At 42.6% G+C, this 25,126-nt stretch carries 24 protein-coding genes and 1 pseudogene; 11 read left to right on the forward strand and 14 right to left on the reverse strand.

The features are described from left to right. Positions 1-3: 3 nt before the first annotated feature. From DBT_RS10155 to ruvA, 4 genes are all read left to right on the forward strand, one after another. A complete protein-coding gene (locus DBT_RS10155; protein ID WP_067620089.1) occupies positions 4-1,374 on the forward strand; it encodes a dynamin family protein in 1,371 nt (456 codons plus the stop codon). Positions 1,375-1,418: 44 nt separating this feature from the next. Beyond that, positions 1,419-2,168: a YebC/PmpR family DNA-binding transcriptional regulator gene (locus DBT_RS10160; RefSeq protein ID WP_067620094.1), complete on the forward strand. Its 750-nt coding sequence runs from the start codon at positions 1,419-1,421 to the stop codon at positions 2,166-2,168. Positions 2,169-2,374: 206 nt separating this feature from the next. After that, on the forward strand, positions 2,375-2,875 hold the full coding sequence (ruvC, locus tag DBT_RS10165; protein ID WP_067620097.1) for a crossover junction endodeoxyribonuclease RuvC: 501 nt from the start codon (positions 2,375-2,377) through the stop codon (positions 2,873-2,875). Between the two features lie 4 nt (positions 2,876-2,879). After that, positions 2,880-3,524: a Holliday junction branch migration protein RuvA gene (gene ruvA, locus DBT_RS10170; protein ID WP_067620100.1), complete on the forward strand. Its 645-nt coding sequence runs from the start codon at positions 2,880-2,882 to the stop codon at positions 3,522-3,524. A gap of 463 nt (positions 3,525-3,987) precedes the next feature. Here ruvA and DBT_RS10175 read toward each other — a convergent pair whose 3' ends face one another. The 4 genes from DBT_RS10175 to DBT_RS10190 form a co-directional block, all read right to left on the reverse strand. Next, a complete protein-coding gene (locus DBT_RS10175; protein ID WP_067620103.1) occupies positions 3,988-5,511 on the reverse strand; it encodes a DHA2 family efflux MFS transporter permease subunit in 1,524 nt (507 codons plus the stop codon). Further along, complete coding sequence (locus tag DBT_RS10180; protein WP_067620106.1) at positions 5,508-6,632, reverse strand: HlyD family secretion protein; 1,125 nt, start codon at positions 6,630-6,632, stop codon at positions 5,508-5,510. Before DBT_RS10180 ends, DBT_RS10175 begins: the two co-directional genes overlap by 4 nt. A gap of 279 nt (positions 6,633-6,911) precedes the next feature. Continuing rightward, complete coding sequence (locus tag DBT_RS10185; protein ID WP_083186768.1) at positions 6,912-7,571, reverse strand: LysE family transporter; 660 nt, start codon at positions 7,569-7,571, stop codon at positions 6,912-6,914. 10 nt (positions 7,572-7,581) lie between these two features. Next, the gene (locus DBT_RS10190) at positions 7,582-8,931 is read right to left on the reverse strand and encodes a TolC family protein (RefSeq protein WP_067620109.1); all 1,350 of its coding nucleotides are present in this window, start codon (positions 8,929-8,931) and stop codon (positions 7,582-7,584) included. 156 nt (positions 8,932-9,087) lie between these two features. On the opposite strand from DBT_RS10190, the gene DBT_RS10195 reads away from it, so the two are divergent. Next, positions 9,088-9,621 carry a CDP-alcohol phosphatidyltransferase family protein gene (locus DBT_RS10195; protein WP_067620193.1) on the forward strand — a complete coding sequence of 178 codons (534 nt, stop codon included), beginning with the start codon at positions 9,088-9,090 and terminating at the stop codon, positions 9,619-9,621. Here the strand turns inward: DBT_RS10195 and DBT_RS10200 are convergent. The 5 genes from DBT_RS10200 to DBT_RS10220 form a co-directional block, all read right to left on the reverse strand. Next, positions 9,611-10,465, reverse strand: coding sequence for an HDOD domain-containing protein (locus DBT_RS10200; protein WP_067620112.1), 855 nt, complete (start codon positions 10,463-10,465; stop codon positions 9,611-9,613). The genes DBT_RS10195 and DBT_RS10200 overlap by 11 nt on opposite strands. A gap of 5 nt (positions 10,466-10,470) precedes the next feature. Beyond that, on the reverse strand, positions 10,471-11,235 hold the full coding sequence (locus DBT_RS10205; RefSeq protein WP_067620115.1) for a slipin family protein: 765 nt from the start codon (positions 11,233-11,235) through the stop codon (positions 10,471-10,473). Between the two features lie 25 nt (positions 11,236-11,260). Continuing rightward, positions 11,261-12,589, reverse strand: a complete 1,329-nt coding sequence (locus DBT_RS10210) for an NfeD family protein (protein ID WP_083186770.1) — start codon at positions 12,587-12,589, stop codon at positions 11,261-11,263. Between the two features lie 105 nt (positions 12,590-12,694). Continuing rightward, the gene (locus DBT_RS10215; RefSeq protein ID WP_083186771.1) at positions 12,695-13,354 is read right to left on the reverse strand and encodes a uracil-DNA glycosylase; all 660 of its coding nucleotides are present in this window, start codon (positions 13,352-13,354) and stop codon (positions 12,695-12,697) included. A 137-nt stretch (positions 13,355-13,491) separates the two neighbouring features. Further along, complete coding sequence (locus DBT_RS10220; RefSeq protein ID WP_067620118.1) at positions 13,492-13,851, reverse strand: VanZ family protein; 360 nt, start codon at positions 13,849-13,851, stop codon at positions 13,492-13,494. Positions 13,852-13,947: 96 nt separating this feature from the next. Here DBT_RS10220 and lysS point away from each other — a divergent pair, with 96 nt between their 5' ends. Genes lysS through DBT_RS10235 form a run of 3 tightly spaced genes read left to right on the forward strand, consistent with a single transcriptional unit; the run spans position 13,948 to position 17,952 of the window. Then, positions 13,948-15,429 (forward strand): lysine--tRNA ligase, encoded by a 1,482-nt coding sequence (gene lysS / locus DBT_RS10225; RefSeq protein WP_067620121.1) that lies wholly within the window; start codon positions 13,948-13,950, stop codon positions 15,427-15,429. Next, positions 15,426-16,688 carry a lipoprotein-releasing ABC transporter permease subunit gene (locus DBT_RS10230; protein ID WP_083186773.1) on the forward strand — a complete coding sequence of 421 codons (1,263 nt, stop codon included), beginning with the start codon at positions 15,426-15,428 and terminating at the stop codon, positions 16,686-16,688. The genes lysS and DBT_RS10230 overlap by 4 nt, the downstream gene beginning before the upstream one ends. After that, entirely contained in the window at positions 16,681-17,952 is a 1,272-nt protein-coding gene (locus tag DBT_RS10235) for a dicarboxylate/amino acid:cation symporter (protein WP_067620124.1), read from the forward strand. The genes DBT_RS10230 and DBT_RS10235 overlap by 8 nt, the downstream gene beginning before the upstream one ends. A 25-nt stretch (positions 17,953-17,977) precedes the next feature. Here DBT_RS10235 and DBT_RS10240 read toward each other — a convergent pair whose 3' ends face one another. From DBT_RS10240 to DBT_RS10260, 5 genes are all read right to left on the reverse strand, one after another. Then, positions 17,978-18,904, reverse strand: coding sequence for a transposase (locus DBT_RS10240; protein WP_067620127.1), 927 nt, complete (start codon positions 18,902-18,904; stop codon positions 17,978-17,980). A 67-nt stretch (positions 18,905-18,971) separates the two neighbouring features. Next, the gene (locus tag DBT_RS10245; protein ID WP_067620130.1) at positions 18,972-19,541 is read right to left on the reverse strand and encodes a phosphatase PAP2 family protein; all 570 of its coding nucleotides are present in this window, start codon (positions 19,539-19,541) and stop codon (positions 18,972-18,974) included. 55 nt (positions 19,542-19,596) lie between these two features. Beyond that, entirely contained in the window at positions 19,597-21,150 is a 1,554-nt protein-coding gene (locus tag DBT_RS10250; protein WP_141674280.1) for an ArnT family glycosyltransferase, read from the reverse strand. 29 nt (positions 21,151-21,179) lie between these two features. After that, positions 21,180-22,097, reverse strand: coding sequence for a lysylphosphatidylglycerol synthase transmembrane domain-containing protein (locus tag DBT_RS10255; protein ID WP_083186774.1), 918 nt, complete (start codon positions 22,095-22,097; stop codon positions 21,180-21,182). A 6-nt stretch (positions 22,098-22,103) separates the two neighbouring features. Continuing rightward, on the reverse strand, positions 22,104-23,048 hold the full coding sequence (locus tag DBT_RS10260) for a glycosyltransferase family 2 protein (protein WP_067620134.1): 945 nt from the start codon (positions 23,046-23,048) through the stop codon (positions 22,104-22,106). A 109-nt stretch (positions 23,049-23,157) separates the two neighbouring features. Here DBT_RS10260 and DBT_RS12915 point away from each other — a divergent pair. The 3 genes and pseudogenes from DBT_RS12915 to nadA form a co-directional block, all read left to right on the forward strand. Continuing rightward, positions 23,158-23,417: pseudogene (locus DBT_RS12915) on the forward strand (carbonic anhydrase family protein); the annotation flags it as partial. A gap of 53 nt (positions 23,418-23,470) precedes the next feature. Continuing rightward, positions 23,471-24,151: an outer membrane lipoprotein periplasmic chaperone LolA gene (gene lolA / locus DBT_RS10265; protein ID WP_067620136.1), complete on the forward strand. Its 681-nt coding sequence runs from the start codon at positions 23,471-23,473 to the stop codon at positions 24,149-24,151. A 30-nt stretch (positions 24,152-24,181) separates the two neighbouring features. Next, on the forward strand, positions 24,182-25,096 hold the full coding sequence (nadA, locus tag DBT_RS10270; protein WP_067620138.1) for a quinolinate synthase NadA: 915 nt from the start codon (positions 24,182-24,184) through the stop codon (positions 25,094-25,096). Positions 25,097-25,126: the final 30 nt, after the last annotated feature.

Consider the following 25,126-nt stretch of genomic DNA (forward strand, 5'->3'; position numbering starts at 1 on the left):
AAAATGGCAATAACCAGTGAAGATAAGATACTAGAAGATTTAAAAAAGGCCATATTAAAGGGCCTAGGGCGCACCTTTGAACGTTACCATTTTGATGTGGAAAAGGTGCTCACTCCTATGAAGTGGAAGCCGTTGGTGCTCATTGTAGGCAACTATTCTTCTGGCAAATCCACCTTCATCAATGAACTAATAGAAAGAGACATCCAGAGAACTGGTCAGGCCCCAACAGATGATAGTTTTACCATTCTCAGCTATGCCGGGCCGGATGAGGAAGAAGAAATTATTCCAGGAAGCACTGTAGTCAATGATCCAACGCTTCCCTTTGAGCATCTAAGATCATATGGTCAAAGCCTTATCTCTCACCTGTGGTTAAAGAAGGTAAAAAGTGATGTTCTAAAGGACTTTGCCATAATTGATACTCCTGGAATGCTCGATTCCGTTACTGAGAAAGATAGAGGATACGATTATTTGGGAGTGATTGGAGAGTTTTCAAGGTTGGCTGACTGTATTGTCTTAATGTTTGATCCCCACAAAGCAGGGACCATAAAAGAGACCTATGAGGCAATAAGGAGTACACTTCCAGGGGCTACTGGAGAAGATCGAATTATCTACTGCCTTAATAGAATAGATGAATGTGACAATATCCAGGACCTTGTGCGTTCATACGGGGCCCTTTGCTGGAATTTGTCTCAGATGACAGGGAGAAAAGACATGCCCAGGATATATCTTACCTATTCTTCTTCCCATGCAGTACAAAAGGACATAGATGTGACGTCCTGGGACAATGAGAGGGATGAGCTCATATCTACTATAAAGACAGCTCCAAGGATGAGGCTTAGCCACATTTTACAGGATGCTGACAGGGCTATTAGAGAACTAGGTATAGTAACTGAATTTATGAAGAACTTTAAGGCATCTTTTTGGGAAAAGGTCATGCCCACCATAAAGGTAGGAATTTTGAGTTCAATACTTGCCTTTTTTGTTGGAGACGTGCTTTCAAACCTATTAATAGGTTTCCCAGACACTCCCTTTTTGACTTCTCTCCTCCAAGGCCATATGGATCTGTCTAATTTTATATTTCCAATCGTAAATGCCGTACTTGTCATAACCCTTTTTACCCTTTACCTTCAGCGATTGCTGTTTCCGCGCCACATAAGGCGCGCAATTGAAGAACCAGAGGGGTTTATTGACCTTGACACTACTTTTAAAAAAGACCTTTGGAAGAAGGCGAAGACCAAGGTTGTCGAGCTTGTTAAACTTCAGGCTCCAAGGCTCATTTGGATGCGGCATGAAAAGGCCTTCTCAAGGGTGAATAAGTTTCTTGAACAAGATTTACAGAGAATGTTTGAGTTGATTGGACCACCTTCCCGCTAAAAAATCACTAGGGAAGTAGAATTCTTTAAGAAGAGGAGTGGATTATGGCAGGACATTCTAAGTGGAGTCAGATTAAACACAAAAAGAGTGCCCAAGATGCAAAGAGGGGCAAGCTATTCACTAAGCTCATCAGAGAAATAATGGTTGCAGCAAGGATTGGCGGTGGAGATCCGGCAGGTAATCCCAGGCTTAGAGCGGCTATAGATGCTGCAAAAAGCGCCAATATGCCTAAAGACAATATTGAGCGCGCTATAAAAAAGGGGACTGGCGAGCTTGAAGGAGTCTCCTATGAAGAGGTGACCTACGAAGGATACGGACCTGGTGGCGTTGCAGTTTTGGTGGAGGCCATGACTGACAACAGACAGAGGACTGTTGCAGATGTCCGTCACATATTTGCCAAAAGAGGCGGGAACCTTGGAGAACCAGGTAGTGTTGCCTGGATGTTTGAGAAAAAGGGCGTGATTATTGTGGAAAAGGAAGAGATCGAAGAAGATAAATTGATGGATATCGCCTTGGAGGCAGGGGCAGAAGATCTGGTAGATCAGGGAGATACATGGGAGGTACACACTGATCCTCAAGTGTATGAGGCAGTAAAAAATGCTATAGAAGAGGCAGGTATTTCCATTAGCCAGGCAAAACTCGATATGGTGCCTCAAAACCTCGTAGAGGTTACAGACCCTCAAGTGGCAGAAAAGATTCTCAAGCTCATGGATGCACTTGAAGACAATGATGATGTACAAAACGTCTATGCAAATTTCGACATCCCTGATGAAGTGCTTGAGAAGATGAAATAATTTGATTGTAGCCTAACTACTTAGGCATTTTAATGCATGAGCATGCCAATTTTTTCTATATCCTTAATGATCATCTCACAGACATTTGAATTGTTTTCCTCTCTGGCCCTGTCCAGAGAGGAAAATGTCTGTGTTTGTCCCTGTTGGTCTGTGGCTAAATGTCTAAAATGGCCTTTGACGTAATTTGAAGCTACAACCGAACAACAATGAACAACAATAACAGTCGAAATTCTGTATTAGGAATCGATCCTGGCACAAATGCCACAGGTTTTGGCATTGTTGAGATGTGTGGTAATGGCCTAAAGGCCAAATTGTTTGGTGTTATCAGATCCAGGCCGAACACCTCCTTGGCTGATAGACTTTTGAGGATATTTAGTGAACTTACTAGTATTATTCAGGCAGAAAGACCGTCTTTTTGTGCAATTGAGACAGTTTTTAATGCGAAAAATCCTAGATCGAGTCTGGTTCTTGGTCATGCTAGGGGTGTGAGTATGCTGGCGGCCAGAAATCAAGGCCTAGATCTTTTTGAATATTCCCCATTGGAGGTGAAAAAGGCAGTGGTAGGATACGGTAGGGCTCAGAAATGCCAGGTACAGGACATGGTAAGGGTAATATTAGGGATTAGAGAAAGGGTCCCTCAGGATGCGGCAGATGCCCTTGCTGTAGCAATATGTCATTTGAATAGTTGTAATTACTCAGCCTTTTAATGTCATGATAGGTCTTTTAAGAGGTACGATAGAAGAAAAATTTCATGATACTGTCCTCATAAACTGTAATGGTGTGGGTTACGAGGTAGTAGTCCCTGATTCATATCTTTCAAAACTTCCTCGACTCGGAGAAGAGATTACACTCTATACGCACCTTTCCTGGAAAGAGGACGGAGTAACCCTATACGGTTTTTTAAACAGAGAAGACCGTGAGATGTTTAGAATGCTCATCCAGGTCTCAGGAGTGGGACCCAAAATGGCCTTAAACTGCCTTTCTGTTCTTGGTCCACTAGATCTATTGAGGGCCTTGAGCTCTGGAGATACAAAGAAACTGCAGGTGATTAGCGGTGTGGGGAAAAAGACCGCGGCAAGGCTTTGCGTGGACTTGAAAGAGAAGGCCAAAAAGATGCTCTCTATAAGGGGGCTTGATGATTCAATCTCTTCTCAAACAGACAATGCCAAGGTGGATGCAGAGGATGGCAACACATGGCATGAGGCCTATTCTGCCCTAATAAACCTGGGATACAAACCAGGAGAGATTAGGAAGGCCTTGAGCAGGGTGAGTCAAGAGTTGGGCAAGGGGCAAGGGCCTACTGAGATAAGCGAGGTTATAAAGTCCGCCTTAAGGTACCTGGCAAGACCTGGATGAGATTATTTTATTTGTAACCCCTCTCAGGGCACTGAGCCGCAAGAAATGTATAACCCCAAATTATGCACTGCGAAAGAGGGCAAAAATAAATTTTCTTTCTATATCAACTAATTGCCTCATTGCAACCTATTGCTGACCCTGTACAGTGTCTGTACAGGGCAGGACATTCACCTTTTTGGTGCCGCAAAATTCATGCTGTTTTTGCCCTCTTTCTCATCCCTTCAGGATTGGCGTTTTTGCCCAATCTTCTTTGTTGCTCGGGGCTTGAAGTACCTAAGTACGTCTTCGCCCCTCGCGCCTCGAATCTTGGGCAAACTCGTCAATTGCATAATTTGGGATAACATGCCAATTTGTATTTGCTTACAGGGTGCCGTAGATACAAGGCAGAGGGCATGAAGGCGTACTCCCTGTACGGCGAATGTCCTACAACGCAGTAGATGCGGTGCCATGTGAGCAAATACGACTATTTTCTTTGGGTGCGCATCAATATCAATAAAATCAGGAAGATACTCCCTATTGCTCCAAAGACAAAGGACTCTCTGAACGTATCTTTAAATCCATGACTCAGTGCATGTATCCCTTGGGCCCATGTAAGTAGGCCTCTTGCCCTGATGTAGGCAAGGTCTGGTGACATAAATTGACCGAGAAGACCAGATACGTTGGAGATAAACTCCTTGCCTATCTCCAGGTTCTGCATTGCTCCAATGCCTTCAAAATGGATTGCCTGCCTCATTTCGAGGGTATTTGTGGCAACGGCAGTGCCAATAGAACCACCAAGAAACCTCAAATAGTGCATGAGACTCACCCCCAAGTCTGTTTTGGAGCCAAGAGGGCCTAGGGCCATTGCAGAAACCGGGGCGAAGAATGAACCGAGTGCTATTCCCAATGGGATCGTTATGAGAGCGGCCTTTACAGATGGGGTATAAAAATTGAGGCTTGGGATGAGGAAAAAAGTAGTATAGAGGTACATGATTGTACTTACAGTAACTACTTTAGACGGGCCAAATCGGTCACTCAGGATACCTGCCACAGGGGACAGTATGGCTATGAATATGGCGAAGGCCAGCATGTGCACCCCAGTATCAAAGGTGGAAAGCCCCTTGAGGTTCTCGTAATAGAGGGGGAGAAGATAAAAGACCTGGTAGATAGAAAGCCCCATTATCAAAAAGTAGAATCCCATTGAAAGGGCATATTCCTTTACCTTGAAAATGGAAAAGTCTATTAATGGATTCTTGGAGTTGATTTCTGATACAAGGTAAAGCAAAAGACATATCAATGCTGCCAGCGCCATGACTACTATCTTTGTGGACTGCGTCCAGCCGAGTTGTTGTCCTTTTGACAACACTACGAGGATAAGGACTGTAAATGCCCCTAGGAGGCCATAACTCAAAAAATTGAATTTAAGCCTCTCCCTGTGTTTTGAAATCATTGGGAGGTAAAAGAGCCCTGCCACGAAATTGAGGATGCCCACAGGCAAATTTATGTAAAAAACCCATCTCCAACTGAGGTGTTCCGTAATCCAGCCTCCAACAGTAGGCCCGATTGATGGGGCAAAGCTGACACCCATGGCATAGATGCCCATGGCGAGTCCGTGTTTTTCCGGTGGATAGATGGCAAAAAGGATAGTCTGGGCACTGGCCATGATAAATGCCTCGCCAAGTCCCTGAGTTACTCTCGACGTTATCATCTCAGGAAGGCTACCCGCCATACCGCAAAAAGCGCTGGAGATGGTGAAGACAAATAGCCCGGTCAAAAATAACCACTTAAGGCCAATAACCCTTCCCAAGTTATGAGTTAGAAGGAGTCCTACTGCAGCGGCGATCATATAGGATGTTATGACCCATTGGACTCCATACAAGTCAGTAGACAGCGGGCCCATCATCTTTGGTACGATTACGTCCACTACCGTGGTATCGAGAATGGCCATGAATGAGCCAGTCATGACAATGATGGTCAAAAATGTTCTGTAGAGTGGAGAAATGGTCATAGCCTCTTGATCTCCACCTCGCCTCCGAGTCCAACTTTTAAAAGATGGAGTTTCCCTTCTGTGATCTTGATCCTAATTGGGATCCTCTGGGCTACTTTTGTAAATTCACCGGCAGATACGTCCCTTGGAATAAGGGCAAAGGTAGCAGACGAGGCAGGAAGCACTGACTCCACTACTCCCTTGAAGGTTTCATCAGGATAGGCGTCTATGTGAATGGTTGCAGGGGAGCCTGGTTTTACACCATGGATTTTCCCCTCCTCGAGGAGGACGAGGATATACACATCTTTTGGGTCAACTAGACTGTATATTGTTCTGCCGGGAAGCACCACATCCCCTTCTGACACATATCTTTTGGCCACCCTACCATCAATGGTGCTCCTTAAGGTGCATTCATTGAGGTCCTTTTGGGCGATTTTTATTTCAGCCTTTATGGCTGATATGGACTCTTCAACTGCTTCAAAGGCCTTTTGGAGTTCTTTTGTCTTAGCCCTTTTTACTTTTGCGAGATCGAGATTCTCCTCAGCCTTTTTTATTGATGCCTTAATTGCATCAATTTCTTTTAAGGTGGAAAGGTACTTCCTTTTTTGGGCTTTGAGCTTAGTAGTGATTGATTCTAGTGTTTTTTTAGGAACTACTCCTTTTTTAAATAGATTGCTGTAGCGTTCGTTATCACGTTTTAGGTCTTCGATGACGACCTCCAATGCCTTTGCACGCTCTTCTAATGAGGCCTTTTTCTTGGTCAATTCATCCACTGACTGCCTTGCAATACGTTGGTTCAGTTCCAGCTCCTTTTCTACACGTAACAGGCGGAGTCCTAGTTCCTCTTTTTTCTTTTGCTCGGCCCTGAGTTTGGCCTTTAATGCATCCAGTCGATTTTTAAAATTTCTGTCATCGAGTCTCGCAATTACCTCACCTTTTTTAACGGTATCTCCCTCTTTTTTACTAAGCTCAATAATTCGTCCAGATACGTGATCGAATCCAAGGTTGATGAGGCTATCCGTCCTGACAAATACTGCGTCGGTTACGGCATAATGCATCCTGTGGACCACGAAAATTATGGTGAATGTTACCAGACACAACACACCTATTATTAGTATAAATGTGGCAACACGTTTTCCCATCCTGATCCCCTTTCAATTAACCCAAATTATGTAATTGGCGAGTTTGTCCTTTGATAGCGAGGCGAGAGGGGCGAAGACGTACTTGGGTACTTCGAACCCCAAGCAACAAAGAGACCTGGGCAAAATCGCCAATCCCGAAGGGCTGCCAAAGGGGGCAAAAACAGCATGAATATTGCGACATTAAGAAGGTGAATATTAAGCAATAGGCTACAATAAAGTAATTAATTGATATAAAAAGAAAAATCATTTTTGCCCCCTTTCGCAGTGCACAATTTGGGATTAAGCCTTGAAATGAGTATACGCACTCACAACAAACCAGCTTCCAAATAAAACAAGGCAAATGGCACAACATCTTATTATTGTCCTGTAGTGGTGGTCCCCAATAAGGGCACTACCTTTGCTAGTACCAAAACTTACGATTGAATACCAGGTATAATCTGCAGCAATGTGACCAATAAAAAACGAAATTATGCCAATAGAGCCGAACTTGATGGCGCTGGTTAAGTATCCAAGGCCAATAGTCACCCACCATAGCGTCCAATAAGGATTGGAAATACTGAAGATGATTCCAAGTAGCAAGGTGTTTTTTCCGTTTGGATTACTAACTTCTTGTTTTTTCTCTGCAAAGGAAAGACTGAGGTTAGATGCCTCTTTGAACATGGAATAGCCCATCCAAAGGAGCATTATTCCTCCAATGAAGGCAATGGTACCCATGACCATAGGGATCTTGAGGTAAGGTCCAAGCCCCAGGAGAATAAGTATTATTAGACAGAGTTCTAGTAGGCTATGACCAGTAATAATGAGTGGCCCTGCCCAAAAACCCTTTTTAATGGATTCTGCAATAGTTACCGTAAGAAGAGGGCCTGGCATAAGGGCACCGCTTAGGGCGAGGATGAAGCTAGTCACAAAAATACTTGGAATACTTATGAGTTCATCCATGACTCTTACCCTATGACCCCTGTGATTTGTAATAAAGTCTAGTACCAACCGCCCGTTCCAGTTTGGAGATAGCTATTCTGTATCCATAAATGGCGGAAAGGAGATTTTGCTCTGCCTCTGTTAGGAAACTCCTGGCATCAAGTACCTCGGAAGATGAGACAAGTTGTTCCCTATATTGAAGGACAGTCAACCTAAGATCTTCTTTCGCCAATTGAAGCGCCTTTTTGGCAGTAGATATATTTTTTTTAAAGACCTCTATCTCTTCTATCGCCTCTTTTACCTCGAGAGAGACCTGGTTTTTCAATTGATTGAGTCTTTCTTCAAGTTCTAGGACCTTATGTTTTGCCTCTCCAACCTCGTGACCGGTCTTACCCCATTCAAATAGCGACCAATTGGCTTCGAGCAATAACAAGGTATTGTGGGAATTTCTAAAGTCGTTTCTGGTTGCCAGAAGGTCGTCTCCAGACTGTTCATATCGTCCTATCAAGTTGATTTTTGGATAATATCTACTCTTTTGAAGTTTTACGTTTAACCTTGCCTGTTTCAATGAAAGGGATAGGGCTTTAATCTCTGGGCGGTGTTCTATTGCGGATTCAATAAGAGTGTCTATGGATAATGAGATTTCTGGAAGGTTCTGGTTGTCTTCTATCTCCAAGCTGGAATCAACTGGTCTATTCAATAAGATGTTTAGATATGCCTTTTTTGTCTCTAGCTCACTCCTTGCGTGTTCTAGTCTTTGCATGGCACTTTTAAGGGCTACTTCTGAGCGAAGAAGATCATTTCTTGCAATGAGCCCTTCATGGAACATGGCCTTTGCGTCTTCAAGGTGTGCCTTTAAGGTATCGACCTCTTCTTGTGCTACCCTCAGCCTACCCTGGGATACAAGTATTTCAAAATATGCCTTTTTTACCTCAAATTCTAAACTCAATAGGCCTGTTTCATATTCAAGTCTTTTGACATCAATTCCAAGGGCCTCCATGGACTCCCTTGTTGAAAGGGCGAAACCTGTAAAAATGGGTTGGCTCACTTGGAAATACCACAGAATTTCTCTCTTTTTCCCAAAAGGAATATTTGAGACTCCAGGGAAGTCCTTAAAACGAAGAAATGGTTCGTCTTTGTACCAGGTATATCGATACCCTGTGGAGAGTTTGGCCCATTTGTCTAAAGAGGCCGCCTGCTTGCGTTGGATCTGGGCATTAATTCTCTGTTGCAATGCCTTGAGACTAGGATTGTTTTTAATGGCTGTTGCCAGTGCAGATTCAAGGGTAAACGATGTTTGGCCCCCATAGGCTATAGGGGGAGTGAGTATTAGTGAAATGAAAAAACATGGAATTATTGTCTTAAACACTAGATTTTTCATAAACATGATACACCACGAAAAAGAGTTTTGAGTTCTGAGTTGAAGAATTCAATTTTACCCGAAAATGCCCCAACGAAAAAGAGTTTTGAGTTATAAAACTTCTAAAGAGAATCAGTGTTGCCACACAAATTGATAGAGGCTAAATTTAGCTTTATTATGAATATTCCAAATCTTTTGACCATAATTCGCATTATACTTACTCCACTTTTCGTTATTTTCATGATTCAGGAGAAGTACTTGGGGGCACTTTTGGCATTCACCTGTGCAGGCATTACCGATGCCCTAGACGGGGTTATTGCACGGTGGCTCAAACAAAAGACTCGAATTGGGGCTGTGCTGGATCCTATTGCAGATAAGGCCCTATTGTCTAGCTCTTATGTAGTTACTGCTGTAACAGGTATGATACCACCTTGGCTGTCTGTAATCGTAATCAGCAGGGATATAATGATCCTGCTTGGTGTTCTCCTCCTGTTCCTCTTTAAAGGTGGAGTAGAAATAAGGCCTACGATTTTGGGAAAATTTACTACATTGGTCCAGTTGGGCACGATCTTTTTAATGCTCGTAGATTCACAGCTTTCTTTTTTAAGAGCATTTTTTCCATGGATGTTTTATCTTTGTGCTGCTGTAACCATTGCTTCTGGACTCCAATATTTGGTGGTAGGGATAGGATTATTCAATTCTAATGAATGAGTTGATTCACAAGGGCTCCAATCTTCACTTTTTCCTCAAAGGCAGCCTTTTCTATTTCTAAATATGCCTCTTTATCAAGCCTCATCTTCTCTAGAAGCCATGGATCAATAGGCTCAATATCATACGCTAGAGGGGCAAAACCAATTTTATGGGCAAGGTGGTTTGCCAATGTAATAAAGAGTAGGTAATCAGGTGGAGATACTATGTCGAGGGGATCGTGGTGTTTTAGGGTAACGACTTGAAACGGTTCTGGAAGTTCCCAGATTTCCGAAAGTTTTGCACCCCATGCCCTATGATTTACACCCCAGGATTTTTCGAGTTCATCAAGCCTTATACCGGACTCCTTGGAGAGTTCAGCATAGAGATCGGGGATCTGAGACAATATTAGGAGCCATCCAATATCATGAAGGAGCCCCAGGGTATAGAGGTCTGGTTCTTCAACTCCTTCAATGTCGAAGTCTTGTGAGAGTACGGCTACTGCCACTGAGTGGGTCCAAAGTTTCATGGCTGATGCTTTTGCTGACGCAGGTACATCTAAAAAACGTTCGGCAAGTACTGAGGTTAGGGCAATTTTTAATACCTCTGGGGTCCCAAGTAAGACAGTTGCATGTCTGATATTGGTAACCTCTGTGTTTAGGGCATAAAAGGCACTGTTTACAGCTCTTAAGACTTTCACTGTCAGTGCTGGGTCCTGGCATATTAGCTCAGCAACTTCCTTGGATGATACATCTTTTGAATTTAACATCTCCATGAGTTTTAAGCCTATAGAGGGCATTGTTGGAATAGAGGGATTAGCCCAATCTATTGAAAGAAGTTTTTTTATCTCTTTTAGTTCGCGAATCATCAATGTTACTCCTTATCTTTTCCTTTTTGGGTCAATTCCACAAAGGGCTTGAACAAATCTATGGGTATAGGAAAGAGGGTGGTGGAGTTATTTTCAGCAGCCACCTCTCTAAGGGTCTGAAGATATCTGAGCTGAAGAGCTGCAGGGCTTTCCTCTATTATCTCTGCAGCTTCTTGAAGCTTCCTTGCAGCCTGGTATTCACCTTCAGCATGAATAATCTTTGAGCGTCTTTCTCTCTCTGCCTCTGCCTGTTTTGCCATGGCCCGTTTCATTTCATCTGGAAGGTCTATCTCTTTTACTTCGACCTTGCTGACCTTGACGCCCCAGGGTTCAGTATCGAGGTCCAAAATTTCCTGAATACGAGCATTTATCTTATCTCGTTCAGCCAGTAGTTCATCGAGTTCAGCCTGTCCGCATACACTTCTTAGGGTTGTCTGGGAAAGTTCTGATGTGGCAAAAAAGAAATTTTCCACTTCAACTACTGCCTTTACCGGATCGAGGACCCTGAAATAGACTACTGCACTGACCTTTACAGAGACGTTGTCTCTAGTGATGATGTCTTGAGGGGGGACATCTAAGGTAACAGTCCTAAGATCAACTTTCTTCATTTTATCAATGATCGGAATGAGGATTATGAGTCCGGGCCCCTTTGCCTTGATTACCCTTCCCAGCCTGAAGATAACCCCTCTTTCATACTCATTTAAGATCTTAATTGCAGTGATAAGAAAGCTTATTACGATAAAAAGTAGGAACACAAATGAAATCGGCATATAGACCTCCCTATTTTCGTTTTCTTTATTTGACCTTCAATCGTAACCCATCAATTCCCGTTACGACGACCTCTTGGCCTTCACGGATTTCCTGGTCGCAGGTAGCTCGCCAGAGTTCACCATGAAGGTAAACGAGGCACTCATTGTCTGCAATTTTCTTTTTAATTACGCCCTTTTCCCCAATAAGCGCTTCTTTGCCTGATTTTGGTCTTGATAGAGTTGCCTTTGCTGCCACAAATACTATGGCAAAGAGCATGCTTCCTACGCCCAAAAGGGTGGGAACGAGTACTGAAAGAGAGATGCCAAGGGCGCCTTCATCGGTCTTAAAGAGCATGAGAGAGCCAAGGACAAGGGAAATGAATCCGAACAGCCCCAGTATACCCTGGCTGACTATCAAAAGTTCCAATACAAATAGTACAGTGCCAAGGACGATTAGTAATAGACCAACCGCACTAACTGGTAGCGCCTGTAGTGCATAGAGCCCTAAAAGGAGACTAACCGCGCCAATTGCTCCTGGGAATATGGCTCCAGGCTGTGCCAGTTCGAAATAGAGGCCGGCAATCCCTATCATCATGAGGATGTAGGCCACGTTAGGGTCTGCAATGACATTCAATACCTTTTCACGGAAGGTAGGACTAATTTCTTCTATTATAGGTGAATCCAGGGATAATTTTAAGCTCTTACCTTTTAGCCTGACGGTTCTGCCATCTATAGATTTTAAAAGGTCCTCAAGATCTTTACAAATTAAATCAACGACTCCTAGCTCAAGTGCCTCTTTTGCAGTGGCGGAAACACTTTTTCTAACTGCACGTTCTGCCCAAGTGGCGTTTCGTCCCATTTCTTGTGCAATACTCCTTGCCATTGCAGCGATATCGTTTTCCGCTTTTTCACTCATTGTATCTTTTTTGGAGTCGGTTTGGGGCACACCAATGGATACGGGATGGGCAGCTCCAATATTTGTCCCTGGAGCCATGGCAGCAATATGGGCGGCCATGGTCAATATTGTACCTGCTGATGCTGCCTGGGCGCCAGGAGGGTATACGAATACAGCAATGGGGGCCTCGGAGTCCATCATGGCCTGAACCATTTCTCTTAGGGTCGTCACCAGTCCTCCAGGTGTATTTAAGAGTATGACCAAAAGGGATGACGGAGTGGCATCAGCCTGTTCAATGGCTCGGATGAATACCTCTTTAGATCCTGGATTTATGGATCCTGAGAGTTTAAGCATAAAAATTTTTTTAATCTTATATTCAGTTGATTTTACGGCCAGGCAGCGACCTGCGCTCAGACAGTTTATGAGCACACAGATCAAAAGAGTAACTGAAAACACCGCCTTAGAGCTATGACCTCTCATATCCCTTCCTTTGAAAATAATATTGATCTATATTAGAGTGGTTACGTACAGGCTGAAACTGGGTCTGTATTATAACCATTACAGGAAATTAGCCTTGTGGACATCTCAATCTCCTGAAAGCACTTTCTCCAAGAGCTGTAAATCTTCCCATGCAGCCTTTTTTATGGCTTTTTCCTGTTGTGAACCACTGAACCTCAATATATAAGCAGGATGATAGGTGACTATTATTTGGCCGTGGTCTGTGGGATGAATCTTGCCTCTGAGCTCTTTTACCGGGAGATTCGCTTTTGTAAGGGCCTTTCCTGCTACTTCGCCCAAGGCAAGTATGGCCTTGGGTCTTATCGATTTAATTTGCGTTTCAAGGTACGGGATACAGGCCTTAATTTCCTTTGAAAGGGGCGCTCTGTTCTGGGGAGGGCGGCACTTTACCACACTTGTTATGAAAATTTCCTCTCTTGATAGGTGGATTGCCTTGAGCATCCTATCTAGCAGTTCTCCGCTTGGGCCACAAAATGGCCGTCCTTCTATGTCCTCTTCTCGTCCTGGGGCCTCCCCAACTATTATAAGACTGGCATTGAGAGGGCCTTCACCAAAGACTGCGTGATTTCGTACCTTATAAAGGGGGCACCTTGTACATGTCTCTATTTCTAATTTAAGAAGTTTGAGATCATTGAAAAGCCTCTCTATACCTTCTGATCGTGCAATATATGAGACACCCTTTTCCTTTTGATATTTGAGCCAATTTAATATTGGATTGTTATTCATAGTTATTTATAGTGATTTGCTATTAATTTCAATTAGTTATTAATTAAAACGATCATGGTCTCAAATGGTAATAACCATCAACAATGCATAATCATGAACAATAACGACTAACTTGAATGGCCATTAGTTTAGTGAGGTCATTTCCTGTTGACTATCAAATATCCGAAAGTTATTACAATTGCCCCGGCTAAAACTCCAACAGTGTCTGCTATCCAGTCTGATGGATCTGGAGTGCGACCTGGAACGAAATATTGATGAAACTCATCTGTGATGCCATAGACAGATCCTAAGATGACTGCCTGTAGCATGGATGCGCCCAAGACCCCCTTTAACTGTTTTATCCTCCACCACATCAATAAGATTCCAAAGATAAAATACACCAGAAAGTGGGCAACGGTGTCACTCGTTCCAATTTCAGGTAAATTACTGCCTGGTATGGCAGATGCACCAAAGATTATGCCGGCCCATATGATTGAAAGTGCAAGAGCTAAATTCATTGTTTCCATTCAACCTTGACTGCAATATTATTCTACACTATGAAGCTAAATCCTGCATGTGGAAAAAGTCTAGTCCTAAAAAAGGAGGAATAAACCTTGAGTGAAACAAGTAAGGTTATAAAGGATCGCTGGCAAAAATTAGAAGAGCTTGAGGCAAACGGGGTAGAGGCCTATCCCAACAGGCTTCCTAGGCCAGAAAAGATTAGCGCCATCACTCTGGTCTACGGAGACTATGCAAATGAAGAGCTTGAAGGACTCAAGCAGGAGTTTCTGGTTGCAGGGAGAATTATTGGGCTTAGACGCTTTGGAAAGGCTGCCTTTTTTCATATAAAAGATGAGAGTGGAAAGATCCAAGTTCATGCCAGAAAAGACCTGCTTGGGGAGGCATACAAGCTTTTTAAGAAGTTTGATATTGGTGACATAGTTCAGGTAAAAGGCCCGCTATTTAGGACCAAGACTGGAGAGCTTACTATATCTTGTACGGAAATCAGGCTTGTCACCAAGAATCTGCGGCCACTTCCAGAGAAATATCATGGTCTTAAAGACAAAGAGCTTAGGTACAGGCAACGCTATGTGGATCTCATCGTAAACGAAGAGGTAAAAGAGACCTTTAGAAAGAGAGCAAAGATTATCCAGGTGGTGAGGCATTACTTTTTGTCTAATGGCTTCCTTGAGGTTGAGACCCCAATGATGCAGCCCATTGTCGGAGGGGCCACAGCAAGGCCATTTGTAACCCATCACAATGCCCTTGGTATTGATCTCTACCTCAGAATTGCTCCAGAATTATACCTGAAAAGACTTTTAGTAGGTGGATTTGAAAAGGTATTTGAACTCAATAGAAATTTTAGAAATGAAGGCATTAGTCTGCAGCACAATCCAGAGTTTACCATGTTGGAATTCTATGAGGCCTACAGCACCTATGAAGACTTGATAGTTCGAACAGAGGAACTGTTTTCACTGATTGCAAAGGAATTGTACTGTAAGACAAAGATTGAATACCAGGGACAAGAGATTGATCTCACTCCACCTTGGAAGCGGCTTACCTTAAAAGATTCTCTTATTGAGGTTGGTGGCCTGTCCGAAGAGGAACTCAATGACAAAGAGGCCTTGATGAATCGTCTGGAAGCACTTGGGGCACCTAAAAAGGAAGGGGAACCGCTAGGAAAACTATGGACAAAACTATTTGATCTCCTTGTTGAACCAAAGCTCATTCAACCTACTTTTATTACCCATTATCCAACGGACGTGTCACCGCTTGCCCGTAGAAACCAGGATGATCCAAGCGTGACAGACCGGTTTGAGCTTTTTATCGCTGGAAGGGAGATGGCCAATGCCTTTTCAGAACTAAATGATCCTAGGGACCAGAAGGCACGATTTGAAGAACAGGTGGCCAATAGGGGAGATGATGAGGAAATACCCCCGGAAGTTGACTATGACTATATACGTGCGCTTGAGGTAGGGATGCCTCCGGCGGCAGGTGAGGGCATTGGGATCGACAGGTTGGTAATGCTATTTACCAATTCTCCATCTATCAGAGATGTGATCCTGTTCCCGCAACTAAGGCCTGAGCACTCATGAACATGCATTTGCCATTTGAGTGGTTTGTTGCTCTAAGGTATTTATTTTCTAAGAGAAAGCATACGTTTATTTCTCTTATTACAGTTATTTCTATGATTGGTGTGTTCGTGGGGGTAATGGCCCTTATTGTGGTCATTGCTGTAATGGAGGGGTTTCAATCCCATCTAAAAGAAAAGTTTCTGGGGATAAATGCCCATATAGTTGTTAGGAACTACAATGGTGCATTTGATGACACTCCAAGATTAAGGGAAAAGATTTTATCCACCTCCTTAGAGCAAGGATGGAGTAGGGCAAAGATTACATCCATTACCCCCATGTGTTTTATTCAGGGACTACTAAGTTCTAATAGGGGCGTCAGTGGCGCCTTGATTAGAGGCGTTGACCCGAAAACAGTGGGATCAGTGCTGGATATTGGCAAAGTCGTGGAAGGTGAGGGCTTGGATGCCCTAGGAAACAATTCTTCAAAGATCCCCCCTTTGCTTGCTGGAGAGGAATTGCTCAAAAATCTTGGAATAGGAGTAGGCGAGGAACTTCAGATCGTCCTTCCCAGTGGGACTATAACACCCTTTGGGTTTATGCCTAAAATCAGAGACTTCAAGGTAATAGGAAAGATTTCTACTGGGATGTATGATTATGATTCGTCAGTAGCCTTTATATCCCTTCGCGATGCACAGGAACTCCTCGGATTAAAGAATAAGATACACGCCTATGAGCTCAGGGTATCCAATGTGGATCGAGCTGATGCCATTGCAGAAACGCTCCAGAGACGTCTTGGATTTCCTTTTTGGACCATGGACTGGAAGAGGATGAGCAGAAATCTGTTTGCAGCCCTTAGGCTAGAGAAGATAGCTATGTTTGTTGTGCTCACCCTTATCATACTTGTTGCCGCATTCAATATTGTAAGTACCCTATTCATGCTTGTTATGGAAAAAAGAGAAGATATAGCGATCCTCAAGGCAATGGGTGCAACAGATTCTCAGATTCTCAGGATTTTTGTTTATACTGGATTCTCAGTGGGACTATTTGGTACTGTTTTTGGCGTAATAGGAGGAGTTGGACTCTGTGAGCTACTTAAAAAATATCAATTCATCAAGATACCAAAGGAGGTGTACTTTACTGATTCACTTCCAATACTCCTAGACTGGACAGATGTAGTTGTGATAGCTGTTAGTGCATTAGTGTTATCACTTCTGGCTACTATTTATCCTGCAAGGCAGGCGGCAAAAATTAATCCATCAGAGGCCTTGAGACTTGGCTGATGCAAAGAAAATCATAATAGCACTGATTTTGGGGTTGGCCCTTGGGGCCTTATCTGCAGAGATCCCCCAGCCTTTAAGTGGTTATTTATTTGAGACTTATAGTTTTTTTGGTTCCCTTTTCTTGAACGCCCTTAAGATGATAATAGTTCCATTGGTTGCCTCATCTATTATTACAGGCATTGCTGGAATTGGGGGGGCGAGAGATCTTAGAGGACTTAGTCTTAAAACCTTTTCCTATTATATGGTTACGAGCCTTGTGGCGGTCATAACTGGTCTTATTCTGGTCAACCTCTTAACTCCAGGTGAGATACAGGGAAAATCTTTGACGACTATTTTAGAGTTAAAAGAGTTCGCCGGAGGGACTGGAATTGTAGAAGAGAAGGTTGGAGCGGCAGGGTTTAAGTCAGTATTGAATGTATTTCTCGAGATGGTTCCGCCGAATATTATAAAGGCAGCAGCTGAAGGACAGATGCTCGGCATAATAAGTTTTAGCCTTCTTTTTGGACTTTTTATCCCAAGAATAGGTCATGAGTATTCAGAAATACTTTTTAAATTTGTTCGTGGCGTTCATGAGATAATGATGGCCATTACAGAGCTTGTAATGAAGTTTGCGCCGTTAGGGATATTGTGCCTTGTGGCAAAGGTGGTAACGGAAGCTGGAGGGAGTAATATCGTTGAGCTCTTAAAGGGACTTGGCTTATTTGCCTTAACTGTCTTCCTAGGGCTTTTCATTCATGTGTTCTTTACGCTCTTTTTGACTATACGCCACATAGCAAAAGCCAGCCCATTAAGTCACTTTAGGGCCATGGCTCCAGCCCTTGTGACTGCTTTTTCCACTGCGAGTTCATCGGCAACGCTCCCCATTACAATGGAATGTCTTGAAAAGCGCCTTGGAGTGAGTGAAAGGATTACAGGTTTCGTAATTCCCCTTGGGGCTACCATTAATATGGATGGCACAGCACTTTATGAGTGTGTAGCTGCGCTTTTCATAGCCCAGGCCCTTGGTTTTGAGATGAGTTTTCTTAGTCAATTTGTGGTGGTTTGGACTGCTCTTTTGACCTCAATTGGGGTAGCAGGGATTCCAGCTGCAAGTTTGGTTGCAATTGCCATCATCTTAAAGGCCGTGGGGCTGCCAGTTGAAGCCATGGCAATTATTTTGCCAGTTGATAGATTGCTTGATATGCTTCGGACATCTGTAAATGTATTTAGTGACTCCGTAGGTGCACTGATTGTCTCCAAATTTGAAGAAAGGCAAGGGACTTAAGTCTTTTAAAGCAGTTGTGGGCTCTTTATGTTTGAAGCCTCTTTAGTGAATACATTCCGCAAATTCCAGGTATCTTTTTGGGAATTTTGTCTTTTGATGTGAAGTAGTCTCTAAATTCTTTATACCACCTTCTGACAAAGGCCTTTGAGCCCAAGATACCAGAATCGGTAAAGTAGCGTATTCTTTTTAAAAAGAGTTCATGCCTTGGGAGGCGATACATCCTTTTCCTCTCTTCATCTAATATCGCTTTTTTCATCTCTTTTCCCTTATTGTTTTTTATACCTCCCTTTTCATAAACATATTCCCGAAGTAGTCTTAACCAATCTCTTGAGCCTCCACTATTACAAAATTCCTTTAAACACAATTCTGTAGAGAGGAATCCACCTCTATTTCCAGACTGAACATGATACCCTAACGAACACCATCTGTAGTCCTCTGGCCTTTCTACTATGCCGGCCCTTACTGGGTTTAGCTCTATATAGGCCAGACAATTCAACAATGACTCTCCCTCTTCAATGAGTACACTCTTAAACCTCTCTCCCCAAAAATATCCTCTTCTGCCGTGCTTCTTGTTGTAATATCTGGAAAACCTTTGTTTAATCTCCTTTACGTACTCTGAAAGCCCAGAGAATTTTTTTCTGAATCTATCTATTTCATGGATATTTACTTTTTTCTTTGTCTCCATGTACCTATAGTAGAGCCTTGCCCTTTTTAGGACATCTTCATCAGAATAATGATCTTGAGGTCGAATCTTGAGTAGCATGTGAAAGTGGTTATCCATAATGCAAAAACCGTAAACTTCTACGAAGAATACTCTGGATAGCCACTGCATTAAAAAGAGCAGATATTGCTTTTCCTCCGGCTCCAACACAAAGCCTTCTAAGGCAGTCCTAGAAATTACATGATAGACTGCCTCTTCACCCTGGACCAATAATCTTGGAATCCTAGGCATAATTCCCCACCTCCTTTAATAGTTCGCCTGTCCCATTATACCATTGTTGGGAAAGAAGGATAGGGGATTAGGAGGAGATTTTTGTGAAAATTTTTCTAAGAAGAAAGGCAAAGGCAGTTCCAAAAAGGATGCCTCCTATTACATCTGATGGATAGTGGGCACCGAGATAAATTCGTGAATAGCTTACTAAAAATATGACTATACAAGCTGCAATAGCTGCCCATCTATATTCAAGTGCTGTAAAGACGCCAAAAAATGAAACATTAGATGAATGGCATGATGGCCATGACAGGCTCATCTTCATAGTGGCAAGGGCAGTTTTTGCATTAGTTACCTTATAAAGCCCGTGTTTTAGGAGAATTACATGATCTAGAGAAAGATACGGTCTTGGTCTACCAATAAGTGGTTTTAGGATCCTGGCACATATTGCATCTGTGAGTATCACCCCAATGATTAAAAAGATCAGGAAAAGCCTGTCTCGTTTAGTGCCTTTAATTAATAGCCATATAAAGAATATGAATAAAATGGGAGAAATAGTTTTAAAGTCTGACATCCAAGGCATTATGAGGTCAAGAACGGGGTGCCTCGAATGGTTTATTAGGAAAAAAAGTTTTTTGTCTAGCTCTAACAGGTTCAAGGTGTTACAGACTCCTTCCTATGAAATTCCTCATAAAGTCCGCCAGTGTTCGAGACTATCTCAACTCCTCTTGGGGAGTCCTCACCTTTTTATGTCGCTCCCCTATAAAGATCCAATAGCCCTTTTTATGCGATCCACCAACAGGGATTTCTATGTGTTTTAGTGGATGAATGGCATCAAGCAAGTTGAGTTGAGAAAATTTGATCTTTTTATTCTCAGGTTTTACTATGAGTGCTTTCCACCCTGAATCAGAATCCCAGGGAGTGTCCCAAAGATCGTACTGGCTTTTTATCTTTTTTGAGGCCTTAAACATGTACACTCTAGGCTGCCCTGGCATATAAAAGGCAAGTTCACTTACTGTCTGTCGTGGATAGGAGATGATGTATTTAATGTCTTCTGGATACCCAGATTCCGCAGCTATCTTTCCAACCACAGCCCCTAGTTCACTCCAGCCACGAAGCCGTACAAAAGGATCTAGTTTGGTCCCAGCGATTGGGAGTTTGGAAAAGAAAAAAGGGCTTGCGTAAACAATAGTCGTTATCACAATCCCTAGCAAAATCGCACTGTTTAAGAGCCTCTTTGCATTTTCCTTTGCCCATGCTGCACAGAGTATAGTGGCCCCTACAAAAAATGGAGCTGGCCAGTTGGTATTAATTCTTTGATGAAAGGATAAAAGAAATATCATCAAAAGTGGAAGAGAACCCAGAAAGAATAGATATCTGTCTTCTTGGCTAAGCAAAAAGAATCTCTTAATACCTCGAAACATACTCCAGAGTATCAGACAAAATGTTAAAGGGGTGAGAAAACCAAAGAGGGAAATAAAAAGCTCAAAAAACGTCTTTAGGCCTCCGATGAGACCATTTTTATTTGGCTCAAAATGGTGCTTAGTATGGATGAGAGTAATCCAATCATGGTTCATATTCCATATTAATGTAGGGATTAACATGGAGATTGATATGGCAAACGCAAAATAGGGCCATGGGGTAAGAAGGTGTTTTCTCGCACCTTTTTCATAAACCAAAAACAAAAATATTAAGGCTGGAAAGGCTATCATGGTCTGTTTACTAAGCAAGCCCAGACCCGTAGAAATTCCTGTAAGTATCCACCAAAATGCAGCTGAATACCAATCATGTGATTGGTAATTGCCTTTAAGGCTTGAAGCAGTTACCGAATCCCTGGAACTATTGATAGCCTTCCAGAAACTAAACATGGAAAGTGTCCAAAAAAAGAGCAACGGAGAGTCAATTGTCATTATGTAGGAACCAACGCTAGAGGCGACACTGAAGGCAGTGAGTCCTATGGCCCAGAGGGCAGTGTTTTTGTCTTTAATTTCCTTTGTAAAGAGGTAAACGATTATTAGGCTCAGTGTTCCGAGAATGGCTGCGGGAAGCCTTACTCCAATGGTCGTATTACCAAAGAGCGTAGTGCCAATCTTTATAATCCATGCAATCATAGGGGGTTTACTGTAATAACCAAAGGCAAGCTGCCTGGACCAGTCCCAGTAATAGGCTTCATCAGGAGAGAGATCTAAAGGTGATGCAAAGAGAAAACCGAATCTTATACATGCAATGATAAAGATTAATAGCACAATTGGCTGCCTAAATACCATATCTAGCCTCAAAGCAACCTCATCAAGACTTACTTTTTATGTAATCCAAGACCATAAACTAGGCCGCCCAGAAGACTTGAAATGACCTGGATGCTGAAAAAACTCAGGCTTAGGGTGAGGGCCTTTTCTTGTGGGATGCCCCTTAGACCTAAAAAGTATATGAAACCACCTTCCCTTACACCTATACCGTTGAAGCTGATAGGCAGTATTATGGCCAGGGCAACAATGGGGAATACTGAAAAATAGTAGCTAGATTCAATACCCAGATTCATCCCATTGCCAAGTATAGCTACAGCCCCCATACCCAGGGCCTGGAGCATCAAAGATAGAGAAAAGGCACTTATTGTTGGAGTGGTGTTTTTTAAAAAATAAAAAAGAGTCTCATTCTTAAGGACAAAATCTGAAAATAGAGTTCTCAGTAAATAATATAGTGGCTTTAGAGTTAGTATAGTCAAAAGGATTATAATTGCGGAGGATTTGAGAAATAGTGCTATGTGGCCAGGGAGTCTTTGATGAATAAAGTATACAGAAAGTCCTCCCAGTACAAACATGGCTGCGAGTCCGAGGGTTCTATCCATAATAATTGTATATGTAGCTTTGAGTTTCTGAGGTTTTTCCTTTGTGAGATAAACAATTTTTAGAAGGTCACCTCCGACTCCAGTTGGTAAAAAAAGATTAAAGTACATACCCACAAAATAATACTTTAAATATTTTAAAAAAGTCCCAGGAAAATCCAGGGACTTTGAGATTATATACCATCTAAGGCTGCTTATGAATTGAGAAAGTAGGTACATTAAAAATGCTATTAAATATGCCTTTAAAGAGATGGCCTTAAAGGCAGAAAATATGGCGCTTGGATCCATACGGGTGAAGAGCCAAAAGACGAGAGCAATACTTACTCCTACGCGGAATAGAAATTTGGAGAACCGTTTAACCCTTTTGGACATTTGGGATTAACCTATTTCTTCGCGGACAGAGTAAATGGAGCGCCCTGAGGCCTCAAAATATGTCCTGATAACTAGTTCAGCTAAAAGGCCGATACCTAAGAGTACAACGCCAGTGATTATGAATAACATGCCAAATATTAAAAGGGGCCTATTGCCGATGTCTTCTCCAGAGACGAGCTTAACCCATACTAGATAGGCCTCAAGCCCTGCTCCAAGGATGGCCATTAATCCACCAGTTAGACCAAAGAATTGGAGTGGTCTTGTAGCGAATTTCTGGAAAAAAAGCATGAGGAGTAAGTCGAGAATAACGCGGTAAGTGCGCCCTATTCCATATTTACTCTTTCCCCTGATCCTTGGTCTATGGTTTACAGGCACCTCTGTTATCTTGGCACCATATTGTTGAGCAAGGACAGGTATAAACCTATGTAATTCCCCATAGAGGAGGAGGTTCTTGGCAACATCTCGCCTATAGGCCTTTAGCGAACAACCATAGTCATGGAGAAGCACTCCTGTTGTCCGGCCAATAATCCAATTTGCTATTTTTGAAGGTAGCTTCCTAGACCAAAAAGGGTCCTTTCTGTCTTTTCGCCAACCGCTAACCAGATCATAGCCCTCTTGGATCTTTTTTACCAGGAGCGGTATGTCTTTGGGATCATTTTGAAGATCACCATCCATGGAACATATAATGGTACCTTTGGCCTTATCGAATCCTGCCTTCATAGCGGCAGTCTGGCCAAAGTTTCTACGTAGTATTACTGCCTTTAGCTCTGGGATTTCCCTGGCTAGGCGACAAAGTTCTTCTGTGGTCCCATCTGTACTTCCGTCATCTACAATAATGATTTCAAAGGGCAGATCTGTAGCACTCGCTCCTTCTCTGATCTCCTGGACCAGGATTGGGAGATTTTCCTTTTCATTATATGCTGGTACGACAATTGAAAGAAATTCATCCATAAGCCGTGAATTTAACCTGCTAAATTGAAAACTCAATAGCCTCGAGAGTTGAAAGTGATTTTAGACCATATTAAGAAAACCGCCAATATAAAAATGGAGGCCCATTTTGTCCATGCCGGCTCATGCAGGTGAAAAAGAGAAACTTGACGGTTCAAAGATTAATCCTCTGTTTCTATTGCCAGCGAGTAAGGATTATTATAGATTTAATGGATCTCTTACTACACCCCATGTAGTGAGGGTGTATGGTGGCTTGTTATGAAAGAACCAGTAGGGGTGTCGAATGAACAGGTACAAAAGTTTAGTTACGTAATGCACCATCCAAATAACAGGCCTGTTCAGCCCGTCAATGCCAGACCAATACCAAAATAAGAATGTAATTGAGCGGCCTATTAGGCCGTTTTAAAAAAAAAGAAGGATAACCTGTGAGATTCAAAATACTTTGGTTCATATCCATAATATTTCTTTTTTGCTCCTGGAGCTTTTGGCCACGACTGGTAGGTGCATCCTCTGTATCTGCGCAAGATTCCAAGTTGAAGGCAGTTTTAGAGGAGCTTGAAAATAAGATTAAAAATGTTTATTGCATAAAGGTTTATTTTTATCAGACTATTTATAAAAAAGGTATTAAGGATCCCGTCTCAGCTCAGGGAGAAGCCTGGTTTAAAAGGCCGAATTTCATGCGCTGGGAATACAAAGAACCTGAAAAGCAGTTGATTATTGCAAATGGAAGAACAGTGTTTCTGTGGGAGGTTCGGCCAAATCAGGTTATGGTGTTTAAAAGAGAGAGATTTGTTCCTGGTGAACTTGGTAAGGTGTTTTTTCCCTCAGTTTCAATATTAGAGGCGAATTTTAACATGAAGATTGTGGAAGAGACTAAAGATATGGTAAGAATCAAGTGCACACCAAAAGAAAACATAGGTGCCTTAAAGGAATTTGAATTTACAGTTACAGACCACTCAAGATTTCTAAAAGATATAGAATTTGAAGATGTACTGGGGACAAAGACCAAAATAGAATTTAAGGATGTTGTCATAAATCCGGATCTGGATGAGGGCATGTTTCAATTCCAGGTGCCTAAAGATGCTAAGGTTTATTATCAGGATTAAGAATAACTGTTAGAAAAAGAGGGGATTAAGATGGAACAGAAGAAAGTAATTGAAGAGATAAACAGGCTCAGAAAAGAAAAGAATGCCATTATATTGGCCCACAATTATCAACTGCCAGAGATTCAGGAGATAGCGGATCTTACAGGAGATTCCCTAGAGCTTAGTATGAAGGCAGCTAAAACCGATGCAGATATGATAGTATTTTGCGGAGTCAGCTTTATGGCTGAGACCGCAAAGATCGTTTGTCCTGATAAAAAGGTAATATTGTCGGTAGAGGGCGCAGGATGCCCTATGGCTGATATGATAGATGCAGACGAATTACGACAGGAAAAAGAGAAGTATCCAGGGGTCCCAGTAGTGACCTATGTCAATTCTACTGCTGCAGTAAAGGCAGAGAGTGACATCTGCTGTACGTCTGCCAATGCAGTAAAGGTAGTTCAGTCCCTTGAATCTGATACGGTCTTAATGACCCCTGATAAGAACCTCGCCAAATGGGTGGAAAGGCATACTGACAAGAAAATACTATATTGGCCAGGTTATTGTCCGATCCATGACAGATTGACGACAAAGGCAGTAGAAGAGGCAAGGGCAGCACATCCGGATGCTGTGGTAATGGCACATCCAGAGTGTCCTCCAGAGGTAATTGAGGTAGCTGATGTGGTGAGGAGCACAAGCGGAATGCTGGCATATGCAAAGGAGTCTTCAGCAAAAGAATTTATTGTAGCAACAGAAGTGGGCTTAATCTATCCACTGGAGAAGCAGAATCCAGATAAACGCTTTTATCCAGCATCCCCTGAGATGGTCTGTGAGGAAATGAAAAAGACCCGGCTCGAAGACGTGCTTAGGGCCTTAAAAGAGGAATCTCCCCTAACTCACATCCCTGAAGATATAAGAAAAAAGGCCCTCAAAGCTGTTGAGAGAATGTTAGAGGTCCCAAGAGACTGACATTTTTAACCGGACAGAGCGGGCAGAGGG

The organism is Dissulfuribacter thermophilus, assembly GCF_001687335.1.
Classification (GTDB): Bacteria; Desulfobacterota; Dissulfuribacteria; order Dissulfuribacterales; family Dissulfuribacteraceae; genus Dissulfuribacter; species Dissulfuribacter thermophilus.

Bases quoted from the DNA above. Each gene is read 5' to 3' on its own strand.
- DBT_RS10155 (WP_067620089.1), top strand. From the start codon at position 4: ATGGCAATAACCAGTGAAGATAAGATACTAGAAGATTTAAAAAAGGCC.
- DBT_RS10160 (WP_067620094.1), top strand. From the start codon at position 1,419: ATGGCAGGACATTCTAAGTGGAGTCAGATTAAACACAAAAAGAGTGCC.
- ruvC (WP_067620097.1), top strand. From the start codon at position 2,375: ATGAACAACAATAACAGTCGAAATTCTGTATTAGGAATCGATCCTGGC.
- ruvA (WP_067620100.1), top strand. From the start codon at position 2,880: ATGATAGGTCTTTTAAGAGGTACGATAGAAGAAAAATTTCATGATACT.
- DBT_RS10175 (WP_067620103.1), bottom strand. From the start codon at position 5,511: ATGACCATTTCTCCACTCTACAGAACATTTTTGACCATCATTGTCATG.
- DBT_RS10180 (WP_067620106.1), bottom strand. From the start codon at position 6,632: ATGGGAAAACGTGTTGCCACATTTATACTAATAATAGGTGTGTTGTGT.
- DBT_RS10185 (WP_083186768.1), bottom strand. From the start codon at position 7,571: ATGGATGAACTCATAAGTATTCCAAGTATTTTTGTGACTAGCTTCATC.
- DBT_RS10190 (WP_067620109.1), bottom strand. From the start codon at position 8,931: ATGAAAAATCTAGTGTTTAAGACAATAATTCCATGTTTTTTCATTTCA.
- DBT_RS10195 (WP_067620193.1), top strand. From the start codon at position 9,088: ATGAATATTCCAAATCTTTTGACCATAATTCGCATTATACTTACTCCA.
- DBT_RS10200 (WP_067620112.1), bottom strand. From the start codon at position 10,465: ATGATTCGCGAACTAAAAGAGATAAAAAAACTTCTTTCAATAGATTGG.
- DBT_RS10205 (WP_067620115.1), bottom strand. From the start codon at position 11,235: ATGCCGATTTCATTTGTGTTCCTACTTTTTATCGTAATAAGCTTTCTT.
- DBT_RS10210 (WP_083186770.1), bottom strand. From the start codon at position 12,589: ATGAGAGGTCATAGCTCTAAGGCGGTGTTTTCAGTTACTCTTTTGATC.
- DBT_RS10215 (WP_083186771.1), bottom strand. From the start codon at position 13,354: ATGAATAACAATCCAATATTAAATTGGCTCAAATATCAAAAGGAAAAG.
- DBT_RS10220 (WP_067620118.1), bottom strand. From the start codon at position 13,851: ATGAATTTAGCTCTTGCACTTTCAATCATATGGGCCGGCATAATCTTT.
- DBT_RS10230 (WP_083186773.1), top strand. From the start codon at position 15,426: ATGAACATGCATTTGCCATTTGAGTGGTTTGTTGCTCTAAGGTATTTA.
- DBT_RS10240 (WP_067620127.1), bottom strand. From the start codon at position 18,904: ATGCCTAGGATTCCAAGATTATTGGTCCAGGGTGAAGAGGCAGTCTAT.
- DBT_RS10250 (WP_141674280.1), bottom strand. From the start codon at position 21,150: ATGGTATTTAGGCAGCCAATTGTGCTATTAATCTTTATCATTGCATGT.
- DBT_RS10255 (WP_083186774.1), bottom strand. From the start codon at position 22,097: ATGTCCAAAAGGGTTAAACGGTTCTCCAAATTTCTATTCCGCGTAGGA.
- DBT_RS10260 (WP_067620134.1), bottom strand. From the start codon at position 23,048: ATGGATGAATTTCTTTCAATTGTCGTACCAGCATATAATGAAAAGGAA.
- nadA (WP_067620138.1), top strand. From the start codon at position 24,182: ATGGAACAGAAGAAAGTAATTGAAGAGATAAACAGGCTCAGAAAAGAA.